General features: G+C 74.1%; 25 protein-coding genes. 23 read left to right on the top strand and 2 right to left on the bottom strand.

Going from position 1 to position 23,526, the window contains the following annotated elements; translation table 11 throughout:
- Positions 1–35: 35 nt before the first annotated feature.
- Positions 36–560 (bottom strand): hypothetical protein, encoded by a 525-nt coding sequence (locus tag MN205_RS19340; RefSeq protein WP_242130070.1) that lies wholly within the window; start codon positions 558–560, stop codon positions 36–38.
- Positions 557–2,968 (bottom strand): hypothetical protein, encoded by a 2,412-nt coding sequence (locus MN205_RS19335; protein ID WP_242130069.1) that lies wholly within the window; start codon positions 2,966–2,968, stop codon positions 557–559. The genes MN205_RS19340 and MN205_RS19335 overlap by 4 nt, the downstream gene beginning before the upstream one ends.
- A 517-nt stretch (positions 2,969–3,485) precedes the next feature.
- On the opposite strand from MN205_RS19335, the gene flgB reads away from it, so the two are divergent.
- From flgB to MN205_RS19215, 23 genes are all read left to right on the top strand, one after another.
- Positions 3,486–3,836: a flagellar basal body rod protein FlgB gene (gene flgB, locus MN205_RS19330; RefSeq protein ID WP_242130067.1), complete on the top strand. Its 351-nt coding sequence runs from the start codon at positions 3,486–3,488 to the stop codon at positions 3,834–3,836.
- A gap of 58 nt (positions 3,837–3,894) precedes the next feature.
- Complete coding sequence (gene flgC, locus MN205_RS19325; RefSeq protein ID WP_242130066.1) at positions 3,895–4,290, top strand: flagellar basal body rod protein FlgC; 396 nt, start codon at positions 3,895–3,897, stop codon at positions 4,288–4,290.
- Between the two features lie 5 nt (positions 4,291–4,295).
- Complete coding sequence (fliE, locus tag MN205_RS19320) at positions 4,296–4,721, top strand: flagellar hook-basal body complex protein FliE (RefSeq protein ID WP_242130064.1); 426 nt, start codon at positions 4,296–4,298, stop codon at positions 4,719–4,721.
- Positions 4,721–6,319 carry a flagellar basal-body MS-ring/collar protein FliF gene (gene fliF, locus MN205_RS19315; RefSeq protein WP_242130062.1) on the top strand — a complete coding sequence of 533 codons (1,599 nt, stop codon included), beginning with the start codon at positions 4,721–4,723 and terminating at the stop codon, positions 6,317–6,319. Before fliE ends, fliF begins: the two co-directional genes overlap by 1 nt.
- A 3-nt stretch (positions 6,320–6,322) precedes the next feature.
- Positions 6,323–7,351: a flagellar motor switch protein FliG gene (fliG, locus tag MN205_RS19310; RefSeq protein ID WP_242130060.1), complete on the top strand. Its 1,029-nt coding sequence runs from the start codon at positions 6,323–6,325 to the stop codon at positions 7,349–7,351.
- Complete coding sequence (locus MN205_RS19305; RefSeq protein WP_242130058.1) at positions 7,335–8,183, top strand: FliH/SctL family protein; 849 nt, start codon at positions 7,335–7,337, stop codon at positions 8,181–8,183. Before fliG ends, MN205_RS19305 begins: the two co-directional genes overlap by 17 nt.
- Before the next feature lie 35 nt (positions 8,184–8,218).
- On the top strand, positions 8,219–9,541 hold the full coding sequence (locus tag MN205_RS19300; protein ID WP_374115993.1) for a FliI/YscN family ATPase: 1,323 nt from the start codon (positions 8,219–8,221) through the stop codon (positions 9,539–9,541).
- The gene (locus MN205_RS19295) at positions 9,538–9,987 is read left to right on the top strand and encodes a hypothetical protein (RefSeq protein WP_242130055.1); all 450 of its coding nucleotides are present in this window, start codon (positions 9,538–9,540) and stop codon (positions 9,985–9,987) included. Before MN205_RS19300 ends, MN205_RS19295 begins: the two co-directional genes overlap by 4 nt.
- Positions 9,984–11,066, top strand: a complete 1,083-nt coding sequence (locus tag MN205_RS21305; RefSeq protein ID WP_308220315.1) for an NlpC/P60 family protein — start codon at positions 9,984–9,986, stop codon at positions 11,064–11,066. The genes MN205_RS19295 and MN205_RS21305 overlap by 4 nt, the downstream gene beginning before the upstream one ends.
- On the top strand, positions 11,063–13,060 hold the full coding sequence (locus MN205_RS22175; RefSeq protein ID WP_242130054.1) for a flagellar hook-length control protein FliK: 1,998 nt from the start codon (positions 11,063–11,065) through the stop codon (positions 13,058–13,060). Before MN205_RS21305 ends, MN205_RS22175 begins: the two co-directional genes overlap by 4 nt.
- A gap of 87 nt (positions 13,061–13,147) precedes the next feature.
- Positions 13,148–13,765 (top strand): flagellar hook capping FlgD N-terminal domain-containing protein, encoded by a 618-nt coding sequence (locus MN205_RS19275; protein WP_242130053.1) that lies wholly within the window; start codon positions 13,148–13,150, stop codon positions 13,763–13,765.
- Between the two features lie 51 nt (positions 13,766–13,816).
- The gene (locus MN205_RS19270; RefSeq protein WP_242130052.1) at positions 13,817–15,085 is read left to right on the top strand and encodes a flagellar hook protein FlgE; all 1,269 of its coding nucleotides are present in this window, start codon (positions 13,817–13,819) and stop codon (positions 15,083–15,085) included.
- A gap of 211 nt (positions 15,086–15,296) precedes the next feature.
- Positions 15,297–15,611 (top strand): flagellar FlbD family protein, encoded by a 315-nt coding sequence (locus tag MN205_RS19265; RefSeq protein WP_242130051.1) that lies wholly within the window; start codon positions 15,297–15,299, stop codon positions 15,609–15,611.
- A 2-nt stretch (positions 15,612–15,613) separates the two neighbouring features.
- Positions 15,614–16,387 (top strand): motility protein A, encoded by a 774-nt coding sequence (locus tag MN205_RS19260; protein WP_242130230.1) that lies wholly within the window; start codon positions 15,614–15,616, stop codon positions 16,385–16,387.
- Positions 16,387–17,364 (top strand): flagellar motor protein MotB, encoded by a 978-nt coding sequence (locus MN205_RS19255; protein ID WP_242130050.1) that lies wholly within the window; start codon positions 16,387–16,389, stop codon positions 17,362–17,364. The genes MN205_RS19260 and MN205_RS19255 overlap by 1 nt, the downstream gene beginning before the upstream one ends.
- A gap of 1 nt (position 17,365) precedes the next feature.
- Positions 17,366–17,863 (top strand): flagellar basal body-associated protein FliL, encoded by a 498-nt coding sequence (gene fliL, locus MN205_RS19250; RefSeq protein ID WP_242130049.1) that lies wholly within the window; start codon positions 17,366–17,368, stop codon positions 17,861–17,863.
- Positions 17,864–18,093: 230 nt separating this feature from the next.
- Complete coding sequence (locus MN205_RS22170; RefSeq protein WP_242130048.1) at positions 18,094–19,038, top strand: flagellar motor switch protein FliM; 945 nt, start codon at positions 18,094–18,096, stop codon at positions 19,036–19,038.
- Positions 19,035–19,790 (top strand): flagellar motor switch protein FliN, encoded by a 756-nt coding sequence (gene fliN, locus MN205_RS19240; protein ID WP_242130046.1) that lies wholly within the window; start codon positions 19,035–19,037, stop codon positions 19,788–19,790. The genes MN205_RS22170 and fliN overlap by 4 nt, the downstream gene beginning before the upstream one ends.
- Positions 19,790–20,254 (top strand): flagellar biosynthetic protein FliO, encoded by a 465-nt coding sequence (fliO, locus tag MN205_RS19235; RefSeq protein WP_242130045.1) that lies wholly within the window; start codon positions 19,790–19,792, stop codon positions 20,252–20,254. Before fliN ends, fliO begins: the two co-directional genes overlap by 1 nt.
- Positions 20,251–21,141, top strand: coding sequence for a flagellar type III secretion system pore protein FliP (gene fliP, locus MN205_RS19230; protein ID WP_242130044.1), 891 nt, complete (start codon positions 20,251–20,253; stop codon positions 21,139–21,141). The genes fliO and fliP overlap by 4 nt, the downstream gene beginning before the upstream one ends.
- Before the next feature lie 145 nt (positions 21,142–21,286).
- Complete coding sequence (locus MN205_RS19225) at positions 21,287–21,562, top strand: flagellar biosynthetic protein FliQ (protein WP_242130043.1); 276 nt, start codon at positions 21,287–21,289, stop codon at positions 21,560–21,562.
- Positions 21,563–21,565: 3 nt separating this feature from the next.
- On the top strand, positions 21,566–22,354 hold the full coding sequence (locus MN205_RS19220; protein ID WP_242130042.1) for a flagellar biosynthetic protein FliR: 789 nt from the start codon (positions 21,566–21,568) through the stop codon (positions 22,352–22,354).
- Entirely contained in the window at positions 22,351–23,433 is a 1,083-nt protein-coding gene (locus MN205_RS19215; protein WP_242130041.1) for a flagellar biosynthesis protein FlhB, read from the top strand. Before MN205_RS19220 ends, MN205_RS19215 begins: the two co-directional genes overlap by 4 nt.
- Positions 23,434–23,526: the final 93 nt, after the last annotated feature.

The following is a 23,526-nucleotide window of genomic DNA, read 5'->3' as shown; positions in this document are numbered from 1 at the left end:
GTCGGGGTAGGGGTAGGGGGCGGGGTCGGGAAGGGCTACTGCTGCAGGAGGTAGACCTCCAGGCGCACCACGCCCGCCTCGGGGGACTGCGCGTTCACCGCGCGCCAGAAGTCGCGCTTGGCCGAGCCGGCGAACACCTGACCGGCCGCCGCGTCCAGCTGGGCGTTGACCCGGCGCGCCAGCGCCGTGCCCGCACCCGGCGTCGACGCCGTGCCGAACGTCAGCACGAACGCCGCCCGGCGGCCCTGCGCCGACAGCTCACCCACCGCACCGGCCACCGCCGCCCGGATCGCCTCGTCCGAGGCGTCCCGCAGCGGCAGCTCCAGCACGACGGGGGCCTGCGCCACGCCGTCGGCCGGCGGGGCCGGGGGAGCGGGCGGCGCCGGGGGCGCGGTCTCCGTGGGCGTGGGGGCCGGAGCGGCCACCACCACCGGCACCGGGTCCGGCTGACCGGCCTGCACCGCACCCCCGGCCGCCAGGCCGATGATCGTCATGGCCAGCAGGGCGTCCGCGAACACCCAGCCGGCGAACGTGTGCGACGAACCCCGACCGCGGCTCACGAGGGCACCTGCTGGTAGCGGCGCGCCGCCGAGGACGGCAGCGTGCGGACGGGCACCGCCACGAACTCCTCCTGCTCGGCGTCCTCGACCGGGGCGACCGGCGCGACGGGGCCGCGCTCGGGTGCGCGCACGGTGCGGGCCGCGGTGGCGGCGTACCGCTCCGAGGGGTAGCCGTCCGAGGGGTAGCCGTTGGCGGCGTAGCGGTTCGCCACCCTCCGCTGCGGCGACATCGCGGGCGCGGCCGCGACCGGCTGCGCCAGGGGCCTCGACACCGCCTGAGGCACCGCCTGAGGCACCGCCTGGGGAACCGACTGCTGCACCGGCTGCGGGACGGGCTTCGAGACCGGGCGGGACACCGGGGCCGGCGCGGGCGCCGCCGGGGCACCCACCGCCACCGGCACCTGCTGCGCGGCGCGCTGCTCGGCCGCCCGCTGGCGGGCGGCGCGCTGCTCCGCGGCGCGCTCGGCGGCCCGCTGCCGCTCGATCCGCTGCACCGCCTGCGCCGCGGCCTCGTGCGCCGCCTCGTGCGCGGCCTCCCGGGCCGCCTGCGACGCCGCCTGGGACGCCGCCTGCTGCGGCACCGACTCCAGCAGGGCACCGATGCTGCCGGTCAGCTCCTGCTGCATCATCCGGCTGGCGTCGCGGTAGGCGCGGTTGACCTGGCGCACGTGGTCGTCCTGCGCCATCGCCAGCGTCTCGCGCACGTTCGCGGAGACGGCCTCCTCCAGCGCTGCGCCCAGGCTCGCCAGGGCGCGGCCGGTGGCGTCGGCGTGCTCGTGCTGCACCGCCTCCAGCCAGCTCGGCACCCCCCGCATGTCGTGGGCGGCGGCCTCCAGGCGCGCCTCCACGCCCCGCCAGGTCTCCAGCACGGAGTTCTGCGCCTCCAGCAGCGCCGCCATCCGCTCGTCGTGCCGCAGCCGGCGCTGCTGCTCGTCGGCGGCGTCGTCCAGCCCGCGCACCGCCGCGCCCAGGGCGCGCTCGGCGGCCTCGGAGGTGCGCTGCACGTCCGCGCGCAGCGTCTCCATCGTGCGGGCCGCCTGCTCGGCGGAGGCCTCGACGTGCGCGCTGAACGCGTCGCCGGTCACCGCGGTGACCTTCTCGATCGACTCCAGCACCGTCGACTGCAGCCGCTCCACGTGCGCGGCGGCCGTGCGGGTCAGCTCCGTGGTGACCTCCGCGGTCGCGGTGGAGATCCTCTCCACCGACTCGCGCGCCGTGGTGCTCAGCGCCTCCAGGTGGCCGGTGACCTGCTCGCCGAAGTCGGCGCTGTGCTTGCTCATGTCGCGCGCGGAGGAGGCCAGGTCGGCCATCGCGGCGCGGGTCTCGGTGGACAGCAGCGTCACCGAGGAGGTGACGCCCTCCACGGCCCCCAGGACGCGGTCGCGGCTCTCGAAGCTCTCGCGCAGCGCCTCCGCGCTGGCCTTCTCCAGCTGCCCCAGCGAGCGCTCCAGGCGGTCGGTGGAGTCGCGCAGCGTCGCGGTGTGCTGGGCGCGGTCGGCGGCGATCTGCTCGCGGTGGTTGCCCATCGCCTCGGTGACCGCGGCCTCCAGGCGCACCGCCGCACCGGCGACCTGCTCGCCGCCCGTGCTGGCGGCGCGGGCCGCCTCGATCGCGGTGGAGCTGGCCGCGCGCACGTGACCGACGAGGGTGCTGGTGTCGGCGTGCAGGCGGATCGTCTCGGCGACCAGCCGGCCCAGCTCGGTCAGGCCGCGCTCGAAGTGCGCGCCCAGCTGCTCGGCGGCGTTGCTGCGGTGCGGGGCCAGCGCCAGCGTGACCCGCGAGGCCAGCGCCCGCAGGTGGTGGCGGTGCGCCGCGTCGGCGGCCGCGGCCGCCTCGTCGTCAGCGCGGTGCCGGCGGTCGGTGGCGACGCTGACGACGATCGCCGCCGTGATGAGCGCCACCGCCAGCTCGGCGACCCGGTCCAGGGAGAAGAAGGTGCGCCCGCCGAAGCCGTCCAGCCACAGCTGCAGGAACGACAGCCCCTCGCCGTTCTCGCCCGCCTCGGTCATCTGGCCGTACGCGCGCCCGGCGAAGAGCAGACCGGCCCACGTCACCATGACGGGGGCGAAGACCAGCACGGTGCGCAGCGCGCCGGAGCGCAGCAGGCTGCGCCGCTCCGGCGCGGGCGCGGCGGGACCGTCGACGTCCAGCACGGCGAACAGGTCGCAGTCCGCCCAGCGGCCCAGGTCGTCCTGCGCGCGCAGCGCGCCCTCCAGCGAGCGCAGCGTGCTCGCGCGGTGCTCCTGCACCTCCTCGGCCGCCAGCGCGGCCGCCTCGCCCGCCAGGCGCAGCAGGTCCTCGTCCAGCGGGTGGGCGTCCAGGGGGGAACCGGCGTCCGGGACGCCGCGCTCCTGCACGGTGTCGGCGTCGGTGGGGCTCGGTGTCGGCTGGTCGTCGGTGAGCGTCATGTCCTGCCTCGGGGTGGCTGACGGGTACCCGGTCGGCCCTGCCGCACGGGGCGGTGAGCGCGATCGCTGTCCGGTTCTCGGCGCCGGGCGCACCGGGCTTGAGCACGCGCGGGCCGCGGCCTGCTCCGCCCGGGTGCCCCGGACGGGTGACGGCGAGCACGCCCCGTGAGCGCAGCGGCTGCCGCCGCGCCACCACCGGGCCGCCCGGGCGGCGCGCGAGCGGTGGCGACGGGCGCCCCGCCACCGCCACCGGGGCGCGCGCGGGAGGCACGCAGCGGCCGGTCGGGCGACGCCGGCGACCACGCGCGGTGCCGCGCAGCACGCCGCGCTGGGCCGATCGGGTGGCAGTGGCGCCGGAGCGGGGGGAATCGGCGCCGGCGGGGCCCCGCGCGCTCAAGCCGCCTCACCCGTGGGCCGATTGAGTGCCTGGGTGCAGGAAGCACCGCTGAGCGGGCCAGGACGGCCGCGTACGAGAGAAGTCCCCCGCCACCGCGGGGGCCCGTCGGAAGGTGGTCCCGTGGCCGATCTCACCAGCGTCGCGCTGCACACGGCGCTGGACGGGCTGCAGGCCCGCCAGCGCGCCATCGCCGACAACATCGCGAACATCAACACCCCGCACTACACCGCCAACAAGGTCTCCTTCGAGAAGTCGCTGGCCCGGGCCGTCGCCACCGGCGACGCCCGCGCGGCCGCCACGTCCGGCATCACCACCGCCAAGTCCCTGGAGCCCACCCGCGAGGACGGCAACAACGTCAACCTCGACCAGGAGACGATCTCCAGCATCTCCACGGGTCTGAGCTACCAGACGGCGCTGTCGGCGCTGAACTCCAAGTACTCCCTGCTGCGCACCGCCATGGGCCGCGCGTGACGACCACCGCCTGCCGCCCTCGTCCCGTGACCACCACCTGATCCGGAGCCCCCGACCCATGAGCCTCTTCGACGCGATCGGCATCGCCGGCACCGGCGTCACGGTGAACCGCAAGTGGATGGACGCCGTCAGCGACAACCTCGCCAACATCAACACCGTCAAGCGCACCGACGAGGACGCGTTCGCCGCGCGCTACGTGGTGGCCACCGAGGCCGGTGACGGCAAGGGGACCCAGGTCGCCGGCATCGTCACCGGCAGCCCCGAGGGCCGGATGGTCCACGAACCGGACCACCCGCTGGCCGACGAGAACGGGTACGTGAAGTACCCCGACATCGACATGAGCACGCAGATGACGAGCCTGATGATGGCCCAGCGCGCCTACCAGGCGAACCTGCAGACCATCACCAGCGCCAAGGACGCCTACCAGGCCGCCCTGCAGCTCGGGAAGGGGTGAGCGCGGTGAGCATCGAATCGATCGGCGCCGTCGGCGGCTCCCTCGGCACCCAGGCCGTCGGCTGGGGCCAGGGCCTGGAGAACACGGACAACGCCCAGATGACCCGCGGGGTCACCGTCGGCGACCAGGCGGTCGTCGGCACCACGGGCATCGCGAACCTCGCCGGTGTCACCGGCACCACGGGCACCGGCGCGGTGGGCGACGCCTCCGGCACCGACTTCGCGACGCTGCTCTCCGGTGGCCTGGACAAGCTCCAGAGCGTGCAGTCGAGAGCCGATGACCTGGCTGTGAAGGCCGCCACGGGCGACCTGACCAACGTGCACGACTACATGATCGCCAGCAACGAGGCGCAGCTGACCACCCAGCTGACCGTGGCGATCCGTGACAAGGCCGTCGAGGCGTTCAACGAGATCATGAGGATGCAGATCTGATGGCGAAGAGCAAGGGGCCCGCGGCGATCGTCGACGGCGCCAAGCGCTTCGGGGAGGGGTTCAAGTCCTTCTCCGCCGGCCAGAAGGCCGTCGTCATCGCGGTCCTGGTGGCCCTGCTCGCCGGCGGCCTGGTCTTCTCCCGGTGGGCCTCGACGCCCGCCTACGCACCGCTGTTCTCGAACCTCTCCGGTTCCGACGCCAGCGCCATCGTGGAGAAGCTCAAGGCCGACGGCGTCCCGTACGAGCTCACCGACGGCGGCACCACGATCACGGTGCCGCAGGAGGCCGTCTACGACCAGCGCCTGGCCATGTCCGGCGAGGGGCTGCCCGCGGACACCGACTCCGGTTTCTCCCTGCTGGAGCAGTCCGGGGTGACCACCTCGGAGTTCGTGCAGCAGAAGGCCTACCAGCGCGACCTCGCCAACGAGCTGGAGGAGACCGTCCAGTCGATCGACGGCGTCGAGTCCGCCGTCGTGAACCTGGCGATCCCGAAGAAGGACGTCTTCCTCGACGAGGAGGACCCGACCACCGCGTCGGTCCTCGTGGGTCTCAAGCCCGGCGAGCAGCTGTCCAACGACCAGGTGACGTCGATCGTCAACCTCGTCGCCGGCGGCGTCGAGGGCATGGACCCGCGGAACGTCTCCGTCGTCGACGACAAGGGGCGCACCCTGTCCGGCGACGACTCCGGCAGCTCCGCGCAGCAGGAGAAGACCGGCGACTACAACGCCGCCCAGAGCACCAACCTCCAGCAGATGCTCGAGAGCGTCCTCGGCGCGGGCAACGTCAAGGCCACCGTCAACGCGACGCTGGACTTCGACGACACCACCCGCAACTCCCTGGTGTACGAGCAGCCGGAGGAGGTCGCCCCCCTGGTCAGCAGCACCGACGTCGAGAAGTACACCGGCGGCGCCGCCGGCGCGGCCACCGGCGTGCTGGGCCCGGACAACATCCAGGTCCCCGCCGGCGAAGCCGGCGCCAGCGCGTACGAGAAGACCTCCGAGACCCTGAACAACTCGATCAACCGCATCGAGACCACGACGAAGGAAGCCCCCGGGCAGGTCGAGCGCCAGTCCGTCGCCGTCGTCATCGACGCCGCGAACGCCGGTGCCGCCGACGTCAACGCCATCACCCAGCTCGTGACGCAGGCCGCCGGCCTCGACCCCGCCCGCGGGGACACCGTCACCGTGCAGAAGATCGCCTTCGACGCCACGGCCGCCGACGCCGCGGCCGAGGCCCTCGCGGCCGCCGAGGAGCAGGAGCAGCGCGACGCCCTCGTCGGCTACGCCAAGACCGGCGCGCTCGCCCTGCTGGTCCTGATCATGCTCGTGGTCGTCCTGCTGGCCTTCCGCCGCCGCAAGGTGGAGACGGTGGACGTCCTGGACGTCGCACCGATCGACCTGGGCGACATCACCGCGGACGACGACCTCAAGCAGTTGGACGCTCCTGCCGAACGTCCAGTGGCGCTCGAAGCAGCACCGGTCGACCCGGCCCTGGAGGCCGCGGCGGCCCGCCGCACCGAGGTCGTCGAGCTCGTCTCCCGCCAGCCCGAGGAAGTCGCGGAACTGCTCCGCGGCTGGCTCGCCGATCGGAGGTCCTGACCCGTGACCACGTCCACGGAGATCGAGGTCGCGCCCCTGTCCGGGGCGCAGAAGGCCGCGGTCCTGCTCGTGCAGGTCGGCCAGGAGAACGCCGCCAAGGTGCTCTCCCACATGCGGCCCGCCGAGATCGAGGAGCTGACCGCCGAGATCCTTCGGCTGCGGTCGGTGTCCCCGGAGATCGCCGGCGTGGTCCTGGAGGAGTTCCACTCGATGATCGCCGCGCCGCTGCGCGGCGGCGCCGGCGGCATGGACTTCGCCCAGGCCCTGCTGGAGGGCGCCCTGGGCGCCGACGGCGCGGCCGAGGTCCTCGGGCGCGTCGCCGAGTCCCAGGTGGTGCAGCCGTTCCAGTTCCTGCACCAGGCGGACCCGCAGCAGATCCTCACCTTCCTCACCGGCGAGCACCCGCAGACCATCGCCCTGGTCGTGGCGCACCTGCGCCCCGACCAGGCGTCGATGATCCTCGGGGGCCTGTCCCCGGAGATGCAGGCGGACATCGCCTACCGCATCGCCACCATGGAGGCCACCAGCACCGAGTACGTGCGCCTCATCGAGGACGTCGTCCAGCGCCGCACCTCCACGGTGCTGCAGGCCAAGCAGAACACCGCCGTCGGCGGCGTCCAGCCCCTGGTCGAGATCATCAACCGCGCCGACCGCGGCACCGAGCGCAGCATCCTCGAGGGCCTGACCGCCAAGGACGCGCCCCTGGCCGAGGAGATCCGCGCCCTCATGTTCGTCTTCGAGGACATCACCACCCTCGACGACCGCGCCATCCAGCTCGTCCTGCGCGGCGTGGAGACGGCCGACCTGGCCACGGCCCTCAAGGGCGTCAAGGACTCGGTGCGCGACAAGATCCTGCGCAACGTCTCCGAGCGCGCCCGCGAGAACCTCCTCGACGAGATCGAGATGCTCGGGCCCGTCCGCATGTCCGCCGTCGAGGAGTCGCAGCAGAAGGTCGTGCAGGTCATCCGCCAGCTGGAGGAGTCCGGCCAGATCGTGCTGACGCGCGGCGGTGACGATGACTTCGTGGCCTGAGGCCCGCACCGGCTCCCCCCGGGCCTTCCGTCCGGCGGACACCTCCCCGTCCACCGGCCCGCGCCCGTTCGTCACCGCCCCCGGCGGTGGCGTCGGGTCGCAGCCGCGGGCGTTCACCGGCATGCGGCTGCCGCGCAGCGCGGCGGACACCGAGGCCCTGCGCGCCGAGCGCGAAGCGGCCCGGACCGCCGGCTGGGCGGCCGGCTGGGCCGCCGGCATGCGGCAGGCGGCCGAGGAGGCCGCCGCCGACCGCCTGGCCGCGCGCCAGGCGGCCACCGCGGCCGCCGCCGCCCACGAGGCGCAGCGCGCCGCCGCCCTGGCGCGCGCCGAGTCCGCCGTCCGGCAGGCCGCCGACGCCATCAGCGCCCAGCGCCTGCCCGCCGTGGCGGCCCTGGCCGACACGGTGCTCGAGCTCGCCCTGGAGCTGGCCGGCGCCGTCCTGGACCGCGAGGTCACCCTCATGGCCTCCCCGGTCCACGAGGCCGTCCAGCGGGCCCTGCGTCCCCTGGACGACGAGCGTCCCGTCACCGTCCGCGTGCACCCCGACGACCTGGACGCCCTGACGGGTGACGGCCGCACGGGTGAGGACCCGGCGGGCGACGCGCTCAAGGGCGCGGCCGGCGCCGCCGATGCAGGACGCGTGAGCTTCCTGCCCGACCCCACCGTCTCCCCGGGCGACGCGATCGCCCGGCAGGGCGACACCGACGTGGACGCCGGCCTGCGCGCCAGCGTCGCGCGCGCCCTCGAGGCCCTGGTCTCGCCCGACGCGCTGGCCGGTGCGCCCGCGGCCGGGGGCGCCGGGAGCGCCGAGGTGACCGGGCAGCGCGCGTGAGCGCCCCCCTGGTCTCCTCGGCGCTCGCCGACGGCGTGCGCGACCTGCTGCGCCCGCAGCTGCGCCGGGCCGCCGAGGCGGCCCGCCCCCTCGTGCGCGGCCGGGTCAGCTCCATCGTCGGGCTGTCCGTGGAGGTCTCCGGCCTGGAGGCCGCGGTCGGCGAGACCGTCGTCCTCGGCGAGGGCGCCGGCGCCGTGCCCGCCGAGGTCGTCGCCGCCGAGTCCGGCCGCCTGCGCTGCCTGCCGCTGGGTCACCTGACCGGCCTCGGCACCGGCGCCCCCGCCGTCGCCACCCGCCGCGCCCCCACCGTCCCGGTGGGCGCCGCGCTGCTGGGCCGCGTCGTGGACGCCCTGGGCAACCCCCTGGACGGCGGCGAGCCCCTGCACGCCGCCCCGCGGACCCCGCTGCACGCCGCCCCGCCGCCCGCCCTGACCCGCCAGCGCGTGAACCAGCCCCTGGGGCTGGGCGTGCGGGCCCTGGACACCCTGGTGCCCGCCGGGCGCGGGCAGCGCTTCGGCATCTTCGCCGGCTCCGGCGTCGGCAAGTCGTCCCTGCTGTCCATGATCGCCCGCGGCACCGCGGCCGACGTGTCCGTGCTCGCCCTCGTCGGCGAGCGAGGCCGCGAGGTCCGCGAGTTCCTCGAGGACGACCTCGGCCCGGAGGGCCTGGCCCGCTCCGTCGTCGTCGTCGCCACCAGCGACGAGGCGCCCGTGGTGCGCCTGCGCGCCGCGTTCACCGCCACCGCCATCGCCGAGTCCTTCCGCGACGGCGGCGCCGACTGCGTGCTGATGATGGACTCCCTGACCCGCACCGCGATGGCCCAGCGCGAGGTGGGCCTGTCCGTCGGCGAGCCCCCCGCCACGCGCGGCTACCCGCCGAGCGTGTTCGCGCTGCTGCCCCGGCTGCTGGAGCGCGCCGGGCCGGGAGTCGTCGGCTCCATCACCGGCATCTACACGGTCCTGGTGGACGGCGACGACCACAACGAGCCCGTCGCCGACGCGGCCCGCTCCATCCTCGACGGCCACGTCGTCCTCGACCGCCGCCTCGCCACCGCCGGGCACTTCCCGACCGTCGACGTGCTGGAGTCCGTCTCCCGCGTCGCCGGCCGCGTCACCACGCCCGAGCAGCGCGCCCAGGCCACCGCCCTGCGCCGCGTGCTCGCCGCGCACCGCGACGCCAAGGAGCTCATCGACGTCGGCGCCTACCAGCCCGGCGCCAACCCCGAGGTCGACGCCGCCGTCGCCGGCATGCCGGCCATCGACGCGTTCCTGCGCCAGGACATCCACGACATCACCCCCGCCCCGGAGGCGTGGGCGCGTCTGGCGCAGCTCGTCACCACCCTGGGAGGTGCCCGGTGAGCACCAAGGCGATCCTCGCCCTGCTGAAGCTGCGCCGCGCCCAGCAGGAGGAGGCCAAGGCCGAGCTGGCCGCCGCCAACGCCGTCCTGCGCCGCGAGCAGCAGCGCGCCACCCGCGTGCGCCGCGACCTCGGCGACGCCCACCTGAGCGACGAGACCATGGCCGCCTGGACCGCGACCGTGGCCCGCCGCGCCGCGCTCGTCGCCGACCTGGACGCCACCCGCGCCCTCACCGCGCGGTTGGCGGACGACACGGGCGCCAAGCAGGCCGCCTGGGCGCGCGCCCGCCGCGCCGAGCGCTCCCTGGAGCGCGTCGTGGAACGCCACGAACTGGCGCAGGAGAAGGCGGCCCTGGCCGCCGACCAGCGCGCCCTCGACGACCGCACGGTCGCCGAGTTCGCCGCACGCGCCCGCCGGCGCGCCGAACAGGGGGGAGGCACGCCGTGAGCGGCATCGCCGAGGTGCAGGCCCGCGTCGCCGACATCGAGTCCCGCATCGCCGCCCTCAGCGGCGGCCACGCCACCCCCGCGCTCCGGGCGGCGACCACCACGTCCGCCTCCTCCGCCACGTCCGGCACGCAGTTCGCCGACGTGCTCGCCGGCGGCACCGTCACCCGCGGCACCCGAGCCGTCAACGCCACCTGGGACCCCACCGGCACCAGCAGCACCTCCAGCACCACGGGGGATCGACTGCTCGCCGTGGCGAAGAAGCACACCGGCGTGCCCTACCTGTGGGGCGGGACCACGCCCGAGGGGTTCGACTGCTCCGGCCTCATCCAGTACGCCGGCAAGCAGATCGGGATCTCCCTGCCCCGCACCGCCGCCCAGCAGGCGAAGGTCGGCACCCAGGTGCCCAGCCTCGCCCAGGCGAAGCCCGGCGACCTCGTCGTCCTCGAGAACGGCTCCCACATCGGCATCTACGTCGGCGACGGCAAGATGCTCCACGCACCGAAGGCAGGGGACGTCGTGAAGATCTCCAAGGTCTGGGAAACCCCCATGACGATCCGCCGCCTGGGCACCACCGCCGCCACCACGGCAGCCGCCGGGCTGGCCGCCGCCGCCCTCGTGACGGGCACCACCGGCGCCGCCGCCACCGACAGCACCGCGTACGTGCGGCCCGCGTCCCTGTCGACGTCGAAGTCCGCGCCCTACGACGCCGCCTTCACCGCCGCCGAGGGCAGGTACGGCCTGCCCGCCGGCCTGCTGTCCGCCGTCGCCAAGCAGGAGTCCGGGTACGACCCGAACGCCCGCAGCCACGCCGGCGCCGTCGGGCTGATGCAGTTCATGCCCGGCACCGCCCGCGACGTGGGCATCGACCCCCTCGACCCGATGCAGGCCATCGACGGCGCCGGGAAGCTGCTCGCCTCCCACCTGAAGACCTTCGGCTCGCTCGAGAAGGCCCTGGCCGCCTACAACGCCGGCCCCGGCAACGTGCGCAAGTACGGCGGCATCCCGCCGTTCAGCGAGACCCAGAACTACGTCAAGAAGATCATGTCCACCCTCCAGAGCACCGGGAGCGCCGCGTGAGCACCCCCACCGTCAGCACGCTGACCGCCGCGAACCCCGTCCCGGCCCGCGAGGACCGCCGCGGCAGCACCGACGGCGGCGCCGAGTTCGCGCGCTCCTTCGGCCGCGCCGCCGCCGAGCTCGACCAGCGCGCCGCCGAGGCCCTCGAGAGGCGCGCGCCCGAGCGCGACCGCTCCGCCGACCGGGCGCAGCAGCGCCCCGCCGACCGGGCCGTGGACAGGGGCACCGAGCGGACCGCGGGCCGGGACGCGGACCGGGCGGCCGAACGCGCCGCCGCGGACCGGGCCGCCGAGCGCGGCGCGGACGACGCCCGGCGCCGCGGGCAGCCGCTGCGCCGCGAGCACCACCGCCCGGACGCGCTGTACCGCCCGGGGGAGCGCCGCCGCGCCGACGCCACGACCGGGGCGGGCGCGACCACCCCCGCGGAGGGCAGCACCGCGCAGGCGAGCACCGCGGAGGCCGGTGCCGGCACGGGAACCGCTGCCGCGCACCAGGACACCGCACCGCAGGACACCGCACCGCAGGACGCTGCGCAGCAGGACACCGCACAGCAGAACGCTGCGCAGGTGCTCCTCGCGCTCGTCCCGCCGGCCGCCGTCCCGGCGCTCGCACCCACCACCGTCCCCGCGACCCCGTCCGGAGGGGCGGGGGAGCAGGGCGCCCCCGCGCAGGTACCGGCCGCCGCCGTCACCGGTTCCGCCCTGCCCGGTTCCGCCCTGCCCGGTTCCACCGGGGCGCCGGTCGCCCCGGGGACGACCGCTGCCACGTCGGCGCCGTCGGCGCCGTCGGCGGCCGCTGCCGGGGTCCCGGCCTCGCCGGTGGTGCCGGGGACCGCCGCGGGGGTCACGGCGGGGGCAGCCGCTCCCACCGCCGGCCCCGCCGCCACAGCCGCCCCGACCACCACGCCCGCAGGGACCGGTGCTCCCGTCCCCGGGACGGCGACGCCTGCGTCCGCGACCACCGTCGTCACCTCCGGGACCGCGGTGGCCGAAGCGGGAGCGGCCGCACCGGCGAACGCCGTGGCCGCCCTCGTCCGCCCGGCCGCGCTGGCCGCTGCGCAGGAGCCCGCCGCTCAGGCCGCTGCCCAGAGCGCGGCCCAGACCGGCGCGCAGCCCGCTGCCGCCGCGCTGGGCCAGCCCGCCCAGGACCCCTCGGCGGGTGCCGCGGCCACCCCGGGCGCGTCCCTGCCCGCACAGGGTGCGACCGGCGACGGGACCGGGCAGCCCGGTGGCCAGCCCGGTGGACAGCCGGGCGGTCAGCCCGGGAACCCGGCCGCCGGCCGGGCCGCGAGCACCGCGGTGCCGCCCGCCGCCACCGCGCCGGCACCGGGCACCCCGACCGCCGGACCGGCCACGGCGCAGGCCGCCACCGCGACCACCGGCCCCACCCCGGCGCCCGCAGCTGCGGGGGCCGCGGAACCCACCGCGGTTCCCGCGCCGCTGACGGCCCCGGTCACCGCCGGTGCCGCGGCGACGGCCGCGCCCGCCGTGGCACCCGCCTCCACGCCGCCCGCCCCGCTGCCGCTGACGAACCCGCTGGCCTTCGCCCAGGGCGTCAGCGCCCGGCTCGAGCAGCTGCCGGCCGCCACCGACGCGGTGCACCGCATGAGCGTGGAGGTGAACCCGCTGGGCCTGGGCCCCGTGCAGGTCACCGCCGAGGTCCTCGACGGGGCCCTCAGCGTCCAGCTCACCGGTGCCTCCGACGCCGCGCGCCACGCGCTGCGCCAGGCCGTCGGCGACCTGCAGCGCGAGCTGGCCGGCACCTCGTTCACCTCCACCACCGTCGAGGTGCGCGCCGATTCCGGGACCGCCCAGCAGCGGCAGGGGAGCGAACCGCAGCTCGGCGGCCAGGGCGGGGACCGCTCCGGTGCGGGGCAGCAGCACGGCTCCGGCTCCTCCGGCAGGCGCAGCGCCCTGTTCAGCGCCGACGAGCCCCGTTCGGTCCGCCAGGCCGCCGCGGCCGCCGCCGAGGGCCGGCTGGACCTGCGCGTCTGACCCGGCGCACGCCGCGACCCCACCCCGCGGGCCGCTGAAGAGCCCGGACGGGCTACAGCCCGCCACCCGAACGACCGAAGGATGAGCATGACCATCGATGCGGCCAGCGGGGCGAACCCCTACGCGTCCCTGATCGCCAACTCCGACGCCATGACCCAGACGGAGGCGGCCAAGAACGCGGGCAGGTCCGACACCAGCGCGAAGGCGGCGGACAAGACCGCCGAGGACAAGGACACCTTCCTCAAGCTGCTGGTCGCCCAGCTGCGCTACCAGGACCCGTCCAAGCCGGTCGACTCCACGCAGTTCATCGCGCAGACCGCGCAGTTCTCCTCGCTGGAGGCCATGCAGGACATGGCCAAGAGCTACACGCAGATGCTGTCCGGGCAGGACAAGCTGCAGGCCAGCGCCCTGATCGGCCAGACGGTGTCGTACGTCGGCCCCGACGGCACCACGGTCACCGGGGTCGTGCGCTCCGCGTCGTTCACCACGTCCTCGGTCGGCGGCACCGGCGGTGAGCCGGTCCTCGACGTGAACGGCACCAAGGTCGTCCTGTCGAAGGTGACCGCCTTCGGGGACACGAGCACCACCTCGACGACCGCAGCGGCCACCACCGCACCGGCGACCACGACGTCGACCGCTCCGGCGACCACGACGGAAACCGCGCCGGAAGCCACCGGGTCGGACACGCCGCCGGCGTCCGCCTGACCCCCTGAACGCCCCTCCCGCCTCCACCCAGCCCTTCGAAAGGTCTGCACCATGCTCCGTTCCATGTTCTCCGGCGTCAGCGGCCTGCGCTCGCACCAGACGATGATGGACGTCGTCGGCAACAACATCGCCAACGTCAACACCACCGGCTTCAAGAGCTCCAACGTCGTCTTCGCCGACACGCTGTCGCAGTTGACCAAGGCCGCCGGCGCCCCCACCGAGGTCACCGGCGGCACCAACCCGTCGCAGGTCGGCCTGGGTGTCCGCGTCGACGCCATCACCCAGAACATGACGCAGGGTTCGGCCCAGTCGACGGGCAAGTCCACCGACCTCATGCTCAGCGGCGACGGCATGTTCGCCGTCCAGCAGGGCGACGGGGTGTTCTACACCCGCAACGGTTCCTTCACCCTCGACGCCGACGGCTCCGTGGTGACCAACGCCGGCGCCTACGTCATGGGCTGGCGTCCCGACGGCCAGGGGAACATCAACACCAACGGGCAGACCGAGAAGCTGGTCATCCCGTCCGACACCGTCATGGCGGCACGGCAGACGAGCGAGGTCGACGTCACGGGCAACCTCGACAAGACGTCCACCGGTGCCAGTGACCCGGCGAAGGGCGTCATCACGTCGGTCGCCGCCTACGACGAGCAGGGGGTGGCCCAGACGGTCTACCTGCGGTTCGTCAACGATGACGGCACCGACACCTGGACCGTGACCTCCTCCACCGACCTCAAGGTGGATCCGGACGACTGGGCGGACGCCGGCACCTTCAACTTCGACGCTGACACCGCCGCCACGCCTCCGACCGTCAAGGGCCAGAAGGCGACCAGTGCCGGCATCACGGTTCTGGCTGACGACAGCCCCACGGGCGAGAACATCGTGGTGGACCTCGGCGCCCTCACCGGCTTCGTCGGCACCACCGGCAAGAGCAACGTCGAGTCGAAGGGCAACGGCGCCCCCATCGGCACCCTGACCAGCTACTCGTTCGGCACCGACGGCGTCATCACCGGCTCCTACTCGAACGGCTACAAGCAGACCCTCGGCCAGGTCGCCATCGCGACCTTCAACAACTCCGCGGGCCTGGTCAAGGAGGGCAACTCCCTCTACAGCGTGTCGACGAACTCCGGCAACCCCGTCTTCGGCATCGCCGGCGACGCCGGCCGCGGCGCGATCCTCGCCGGCAGCCTGGAGATGTCCAACGTCGACCTGTCGGCGGAGTTCACCAACCTGATCCTCGCCCAGCGCGGTTTCCAGGCGAACTCCCGCATCATCTCCACCTCCGACGACATCCTCCAGGAGCTCGTCAACCTCAAGCGCTGACCCTCGTAGCGCTGTCGATGGACGCCCTCCCGGGCCGCGTGGTGCGCGGCCCGGGAGGGCGTTTCTCGTCACACCCCGTCACCCTGCTCGCTCCGTTAGCACGAACGGGTGCATGAGGCAACCCCCACTCAGGTCCTGCCCGGGCACGCCGATGGGATCAGTGAAACCGGCCCAGGGACGGGCCACTACTCCACCCAAGGACGGAAACCCCGTGATCCTCGTGACTCGCCTCAACGGGTCGGTGTTCGCCGTGAACCCCGACCTGATCCAGCGCGTCGACGCGACCCCCGACACGGTCATCACGCTCGTCGACGGCGCGAAGTTCGTCGTCACCGAGCCGCTGACCGAGGTCGTCGAGCGCGTCATGGCGTTCCGGGCCCGCGTGGTCGCCACCGCGCACGCCCTCGAGGAGACGGGGACCGCGGACGTCCTCGAGCTGCCGGCTCACCCCCACACCGAGACCACCACCAGCGACGCCGACGGGGAACTGCCCGCTCCGGTCCCGCTGCACCGCAGGAGGCCGTGACCATGGACTTCGCCACCATCGGCGGGCTCGTCATCGCGACCGCCGCCGTCCTCTGGATGCAGAACCACGAGGGCGGCACCATCGGGAGCATCCTGCTGCCCGGTCCGCTCGTCCTCGTCTTCATCGGCACGCTCGGTGTCGGCCTCATGGGCGGCATCATGAAGGACGGCATCGCCTCCATCGGCACGCTGAAGAAGGCGCTCCTCGGCAAGGTCGCCAACCCCGCCGGAACCGTCGAGATCCTGATCCAGATGGCCGAGCGCGCCCGCCGCGAGGGACTGCTGGCTCTTGAAGACGCCATCAAGGCCGTCGACGACGACTTCCTGCGCGACGGCCTGCAGACCGCCATCGACGGCACCGACCCCGACGAGCTGTACGAGATCCTCACCGCCCAGATCCAGGCGAAGAAGGCCGCCGACAAGCAGGCCGCGAAGATCTTCGGCGACATGGGTGGTTACGCGCCCACCGTCGGCATCTGCGGCACCGTCATCTCGCTGGTCGTCGTGCTCGCGAACCTGTCCGACGCCGCGGCCCTGGGCCCGATGATCGCCGGCGCCTTCGTCGCCACCCTGTGGGGCGTGGCCAGCTCGAACTTCTTCTTCCTGCCCGTGCAGAGCCGCCTGATGCGCCTGTCCGGCATCGAGGTGGCGCAGATGGAACTGGTCGTCGAGGGCATCCTCGCCATCCAGGCCGGCTCCAACCCGCGCTCGGTCGCCAAGAAGCTGCAGAGCCTCCTGCCGCCGGGCACGGCGGTGGCGGACAAGAAGGCCGCCTGATGTCCTCCTCGGCGCACAAGCGGCGCCACAAGCACGAGGAGCACGACGAGCACGTCAACCACGAACGCTGGCTGGTCTCCTACGCCGACATGCTGACCGTCCTCATGGCGCTGTTCATCGTCCTGTTCGCCATGTCGCAGATCGACCAGCTGAAGTTCGCCCAGTTCAAGGAGGGCTTCAACGAGGGCACCTCCTCGTCCAACCTGGTGCTCAGCGGCAACAAGGGGATCAACGACATCGACAACGGCGCCGACCCGGTCAACATCAAGGTGATGGCCGGCGGCGACCCGATGCAGGCCCCGAACGCCGAGCAGATCATCGCCGAGGCGCAGACCGCGCAGGAGACCGCCCGGTCGGCCAGCCAGCTGGAGGCGGCCCGGGCGGAGGTCGCCGGCTACCGCGAGATCATCGAGCGGATCGACGCCGCGCTGGAGCCCCAGGGCCACCAGGACCAGGTGACGTACCGCATCACCTCCGACGGCCTCGTGGTCGGCCTGGTCGCCGACAACGTGTTCTTCGCCAACGCCAGCGCGGACGTCCAGCCCGTCGGCCTGCAGGTCCTCGACGCCGTCGGCCCCATCCTCGGAGGCCTGCCGAACGACGTGGTCGTCCAGGGGCACACCAACTCCCTGCCGCTGAGCTCCACCGTCCGCTACCGCGACAACTGGGACCTGTCCACCTCGCGCGCCAACAGCGTGGTGACCCGGTTCATCGACGTGCACCACGTGCCCGCCGAGCGCCTCACCTCCACCGGGTACGGGCAGACCCGCCCGCTGTACCCCGACAGCGACGACCGGGCCCTGGCCGGCAACCGCCGTGTCGACCTCGTCGTCGCCTCGCCCTCATCGGAGGCCGTCAAGGCCCTGCTGCCCCAGGTCGCCGAGACGATCCCCACCGACGGGCCCACGGAGCTGAGCACGCCCGCCAGCGAGACCGCCAGCCACGACACCACCACGACCACGACGGGAGGCCACTGACATGGCCGGCAAGAAGGACGGCGACAAGGCCGAGGCCGCGCCCGGCGGCAAGAAGAAGCTCATCATCGTCGCCGCTCTCGGCGCGGTGCTGCTGGCCGGCGGCACCGGCGGCGGCGTGTTCCTGCTGACCAAGGGCGACACCGCCGCCGCGGCCGCGACCGAGGAACACCTGGAGCCCGGTGACGTCACGACCCTGGACGCCATCAGCTTGAACCTCGCCGACGGCCACTACCTCAAGATCGGCCTGGCCCTGCAGGCCGTGGCCAGCGAGGGCGGTGGCCACGGCGGCTCCACCGAGCTCGACGGCAGCAAGGCGCTGGACCTGACCATCTCCTCCTTCAGCGGCCTGTCGATGGCCGACCTGTCCAACGCCGAACAGCGCCAGCACCACAAGGAGCTGCTGCAGGAGAAGATCATCGAGGCCTACGTCACGGAGACCGAGGGCGTGGAGCACAAGGAGGTCATGGGCATCTACTTCACCCAGTTCGTCATGCAGTGACGAGCTCGGTGAGGGCCCGGCACGACCCGCTCCGCACGAGGGCGCGGCAGGCNGCCGCGCCCTCGTGCGTCCCCGCTCTGCTCCTCACCGCGGTCTCGCGCGGGTGAACGCTCAACCGTGCAAGATCACCACGGGAGGGGGGCGGCGCGGGGCGGGGCGCGGGGGAGGGGCGCGTCACCCGTTCAGGTGCGCGCTAAAGGGTGAGGGCCCTTCGTGCCGATAGGTGCAGCGTGGCACCCGAGACCTCCACCAGCGCAGAGCGGACGGGCGGCCGCCGCTCCCGGCGGCGCGGCGTCCCCGTCCCGTACGACTTCCGGCGGCCGACCAAGCTGTCGCGCCAGCACGCCCGCGTGCTCGAGATCACCTACGAGACGTTCTGCCGCCAGTGGGCGACGCTGCTGTCCTCCACCCTGCGCACCAGCGTGCAGGTCGAGCTGGACGGCGTCCAGCAGTTCAGCTACGACGAGTACGCCGCCACGCTGGCCACCCCGTCGATCATGACGGTGTTCGACCCCGAGCCGCTCGTCGGCGCCGGCGTCCTGCACCTGGACACCCCCCTCATGCTCACGTTCGTCGAGCGGATGCTCGGCGGCACCGGCGCCCACGAGCAGCCGCTGCGCGTGCTCACCGACATCGAGGCCGTGCTGTGCCGCGGCATGGTCGAGCGCACCCTCGGCGAGCTCGCCGCCTCGCTCACCTCGATCGTGGACCTCAAGCCCCACCTGACGAGCATCGAGCAGAACCCGCAGTTCGCGCAGGCCTCCGCCGCCACCGACGTCATGATCGTCGCCTCGTTCCACCTGCAGGTCGAGCGCATCGAGGGCACCGCCACCCTCGCCCTCCCGCTGGACCCGCTCTCCGCCGCGCTCAGCGCCGCCGAGCTGCGCGTCGCCAGCCCCGAGGAGCTGCGCATCCGCCGCCTCATGCGCGACCGCCTCGACGACCACCTCGAGCACATCCCCGTCGAGGTCTCGGTGCGCCTGAACGCCACCCAGCTGCGCCCCGACCAGATCCTCGCCCTCGTGCCCGGCGACGTCCTGCGCCTGCCGCACGCGGCCGAGGCCCCCCTCGAGGTCGTCGCCTCCGACACCCTCGTCGCCTCCGCCGTGGCCGGCAGCCGCGGCTCCCGCCTGGCCTGCCTGATCGTCCCGACCCCCGAGGAGTCCTCCCGATGAGCACCATCACCCACGCCGACCTGCAGGCCCTCCTCGGTGAAGCGGCCCAGGCCGCCCTCGCGGTCCTGCCGCTGTCCGCTCCCGGCACCGTCACCGGGATCGTGGACGCGTCCGCCGCCCCCGACATGGGCGACGAGGGCACCGCCGTCTCCGCCAGCTTCGCCGGCGCCTCCACCGGCCGCGTCGCCGTCATCGTGGGGGAGGAGACCCTCAACACCCTCCTGATGAGCCCCGAGGGCGCCCTCGACCCGGTCGACGCGCTGCGCCCCGCCCTGGAGACCGTCGTCGCCAGCCTGGGGCAGTGCACCCTGGACGTCGGCGTCGAGGGCGACCCCGCCGAGGCCGTCGCCGCCCTCGAGGGCGGCGCCGTGGCCGTCGTCGGCGCGGGCGGGGAGACGCTGGCCCTCATCGGCCTGACGTTCTCCGCCGACGCCCCCCAGGTCTCCGTGCCCGTCATGGCCACCCCGACCAGCGCGCCCGTCGCCGGCGGCGGCCCGCGCCGCACCATGGACCTGCTGCGCGACGTGCAGATGGACGTCACCGTCGAGCTGGGCCGCACCAACATGACCGTGCAGGACCTGCTGGCCCTGACCCCCGGCTCCGTCGTGGAGCTGGACCGCGCCGCCGGCAGCCCCGCCGACGTGCTCGTCAACGGCCAGCTCATCGCCCGCGGCGAGGTCGTCGTCGTCGACGAGGACTACGCCATCCGCATCACCGAGATCGTCACCCCGGGCACGGAGGCCGGCGCCTGATGGAGGCCCTCGCCGCCCTGGGGCGCATGTCCGTCTCCCTGGTCGCCGTCCTGGGCCTGCTGTGGCTCGGCGCGCGCTGGCTGCGCCGCTCCCGCGCGGTCGGCGCGGCCACCAGCGGCCTGGAGGTCCTCAGCAGGGTCGGCGTCGGCGCCAAGGCCGGTGTGGCGGTCGTGCGCATCGGCGAGCGGGCCCTCGTGGTGGGCGTCACCGAGCAGCAGGTCACCCTGCTGACCGAGGCGCCCGCCGCCGACCTCCTGCCCGCCCCGCAGGTGGAGCCCGACCAGGTCGTCGAGATCCCCGCCGAGACCGTCGCCGCGACCCCCGCGGTCGTGCCCGCGGTCGCCACCGCGCGCCCCGCCGCGGTCGCCACCGCGCGCCCCACCGCGCTCAACGGCTCGGCCCTGTCGCCGGCCACCTGGACCAAGGCAGTCGACGTGCTGCGAGAGAGGACGACCCGCCGGTGAGCACCCGTACCGCCCGCAGGCTCGCGGCCGCCGCGCTGCTCGCCGGGGGTCTGCTGACCGGCGCCGCCGCCAGCGCCTCGGCCCTGCCCGCCGCGCCCCTGCCCGCCGCCGCCCCCGCGCTCGGCGCGAGCACCGCGACCGCGCTGCCCGCCGCGCTGCCCGCCGTCACCGCCCCCACCGCCCCGCAGGCCCCCACCGACCCCGCCGGTGCCGGCTCGGTGACCGTGGACGTGGCCGGCATCACCGGCGCCGACGGCAAGCCCAGCCAGTCCGTCACGATCATCATCGCCCTGACGGTGCTGTCCGTGGCCCCCGCGCTGCTGCTGCTGACGACCTGCTTCACCAAGATCCTCGTGGTGCTGGGCCTGACCCGCAACGCCCTCGGCCTGATGGGCACCCCGCCGAACCAGGTCCTCGCCGGCCTGGCGCTGTTCCTGACGATGTTCGTCATGGCGCCCACCTTCAGCGCCATCAACGACGTCGCGATCCAGCCCTACCTCAAGGGCGACAAGACCACCACGCAGGCGTTCACCGACGGTTCGCAGCCGCTGCGCGAGTTCATGTGCGGGCAGACGCGCGACGACGAGCTCGCCCTCATGACCAAGGCCGCCAAGCGCGACAAGCCGAAGAACTGCGCGGAGACGCCCATGAGCACCCTCGTGCCGGCGTTCGCGCTCTCCGAGCTGCGCTCCGCGTTCATCATCGGATTCGTGATCTTCATCCCGTTCCTGGTGATCGACATCGTCGTCTCCGGGGCGCTGATGAGCCTGGGCATGATGATGCTGCCGCCCGTCACGGTCTCCCTGCCGTTCAAGCTCCTGCTGTTCGTCATGGTCGACGGCTGGGGCCTCGTCGTGAAGTCGCTCGTCGGCAGCTACGCCGGCTGACCTCCCCTCAAGGGGATCACCCGATCGGCCGATGCACCGGTCGAACGTCACGGCCGGCACCCCGGCTGCACCGTCACGGCCGGCACCCCGGCCGAACCCTCGGGCCGGCGCACCGGCCGACCCGCCCCGACCGGAAGGCCCCGCGATGTCCGACGTGACCGTCATCCACCTCGGGATGACCGCTCTCGTCCTCGCCGCCAAGCTCAGCGCCCCCCTGCTCCTGACCGCCCTGGCCGTCGGCTTCGGCATCTCCCTGTTCCAGTCGGTCACCCAGCTGCAGGAGCAGACCATCGCCTTCGTGCCCAAGGCGCTCGCCGTCGGCATCGCGATCGTGGTGTGCGGCAAGTGGATGCTGCACGAGCTGACCGCCTTCACCACTTCCCTGTACGGGCAGATCCCCGACCTGGTCAGCGGCGGCTGAGCCGTGCAGGGGCTGTCCACCACCGTCGGGCTGGACCTGCTGCTGGCCGTGCTGCTGGCCTCCGTGCGGGCCGTGGCGTTCCTGATGCTCGCGCCGCCCTTCGCCTCCCGCGCCGTCAACGGCCGCGTCAAGGCGATGCTGGCGCTGGCGCTCGTCCTGCCCGTCGCCGGTCAGCTGCGCGGGCAGGTGCCCGCCGCCGAGCCGGCCGCGCTGATCGGCGCGATCGTGCAGCAGGTCGTCGTCGGTGCCGTCCTCGGCGCGTTCTGCGCCCTCGTCTTCGCCGCCGTCCAGGCGGCCGGTGACCTGCTGGACCTGTTCGGCGGGTTCCAGCTCGCCAGCGCCTACGACCCGCTGAACCAGACCCAGTCGGCGATCTTCGGCAAGCTCTACAACTGGACCGCCACCGCCCTGCTCGTGCTCTCCGGCGGGCACCTGCTGGTGCTGCAGGGGTTCCTGCGCACCTACGAGGTGCTGCCGCTGGACGCCGGGCTCTCCTTCAGCACCGTCGCGCAGGTGTTCACCACCGGCATCGGGCAGCTGATGCTCTCCGCGCTGCAGATCGCCGCGCCCCTGGTGGCGGTGCTGTTCGTCGCCGACATCGGCCTCGGCCTGCTCTCGCGCGTCGCGCCCGCCCTCAACGTCTTCGCGATGAGCTTCCCGCTGAAGATCCTCATCGTGCTCACCCTCGGCGGCTTCGCCTTCGCCGTGCTGCCCGAGGTCGTCGACGACATCGCCGGCACCCTGCGCGAGACCCTCGTGCGGCTGACCGGGAGGGGCGGGGGAGGGGAGTGAGCGGGGAGAAGACCGAGAAGCCCACCCCCAAGCGCCTCACCGAGGCGCGCAAGGAGGGCAACGTCCCGCAGTCGCGGGACGTGGCCGCCTGGCTGTGCACCGCCGCCGGTGCGCTGCTGGTGCCCCGCACCATCGAGGCCGCCGGCGACGCCGGCCGGCAGGCGCTGCGCCGCGTCGCCGACGTGGCCGCCGACCCCGAGCCCGGGCGCGCGCTGGCCGCCTTCAGCAGCGCCTTCAGCGCGCTCCCGGGCGTCCTGGGGCCCCTGCTGGTCGTCACGGTGCTGGCCGTCGTGGTCTCCGGCGGGGTGCAGGGCACCCTGCGCCCGGCCACCAAGAAGCTCAAGCCCAGCTTCAAGGCCCTCAACCCCGTCAACGGCTTCAAGCAGCACTGGGGCCCGCAGGCGCTGTGGGAGGGCACGAAGTCGCTGCTGAAGACCCTCCTCATCGGCGGGGCGCTGTGGGTCGTCGCCAAGGGGCTGGCCCCGAAGCTCGTGGGGCAGGGGGTGCTGCCGCTGTCGTCGGTGCTGTCGGCCACCGGCTCCGCGATCAGCTCCATGCTCGTCGTGACGATCCTCGTCGGCCTCGTCATCGCCGCCGCCGACTACGCCATGAGCCGCCGCCGGATCATGAAGAACCTGCGGATGAGCAAGCAGGACATCAAGCAGGAGCACAAGAACGCCGAGGGCGACCCGCTCCTGAAGGGCGCCCTGCGCTCCAAGCAGATGGCCATGTCCCGCAACCGGATGATGGCCGACGTCGCCACCGCCGACGTCGTCGTCGTCAACCCCACCCACATCGCCGTCGCCCTGCGCTACGAGCCGGGCAGCGGCGCCCCCAAGGTCGTCGCCAAGGGCGCCGGCACCATCGCCGCGAAGATCCGCGAGAGGGCCAAGGAGAACGACGTCCCCCTGGTCAAGGACGTCGAGCTGGCCCGCTCCATGTACAAGAGCGTCAAGGTCGGCCAGGAGATCCCCGCCGAGCTGTTCGCCGCGGTCGCCAGGGTGCTGGCATTCGTCATGAACCTGCGCACCCGCGGGGCGACCACGGCCCTGGGCGAGGCCCACACCCTGCCCGCCTGACCCAGCCCGGCCGGCGCGTGCCCCACACGCACCCCACCGCCCAGCACCCTCGGTGGTCGAGGAAGTCGTCACTTCCTCGACCACCGAGGGTGT

The sequence above is a fragment of the Kineococcus sp. TRM81007 genome (assembly GCF_022669155.1).
Taxonomy (GTDB): Bacteria; Actinomycetota; Actinomycetes; order Actinomycetales; family Kineococcaceae; genus Kineococcus.
This window is presented reverse-complemented; position numbering and strand designations above follow the sequence as displayed.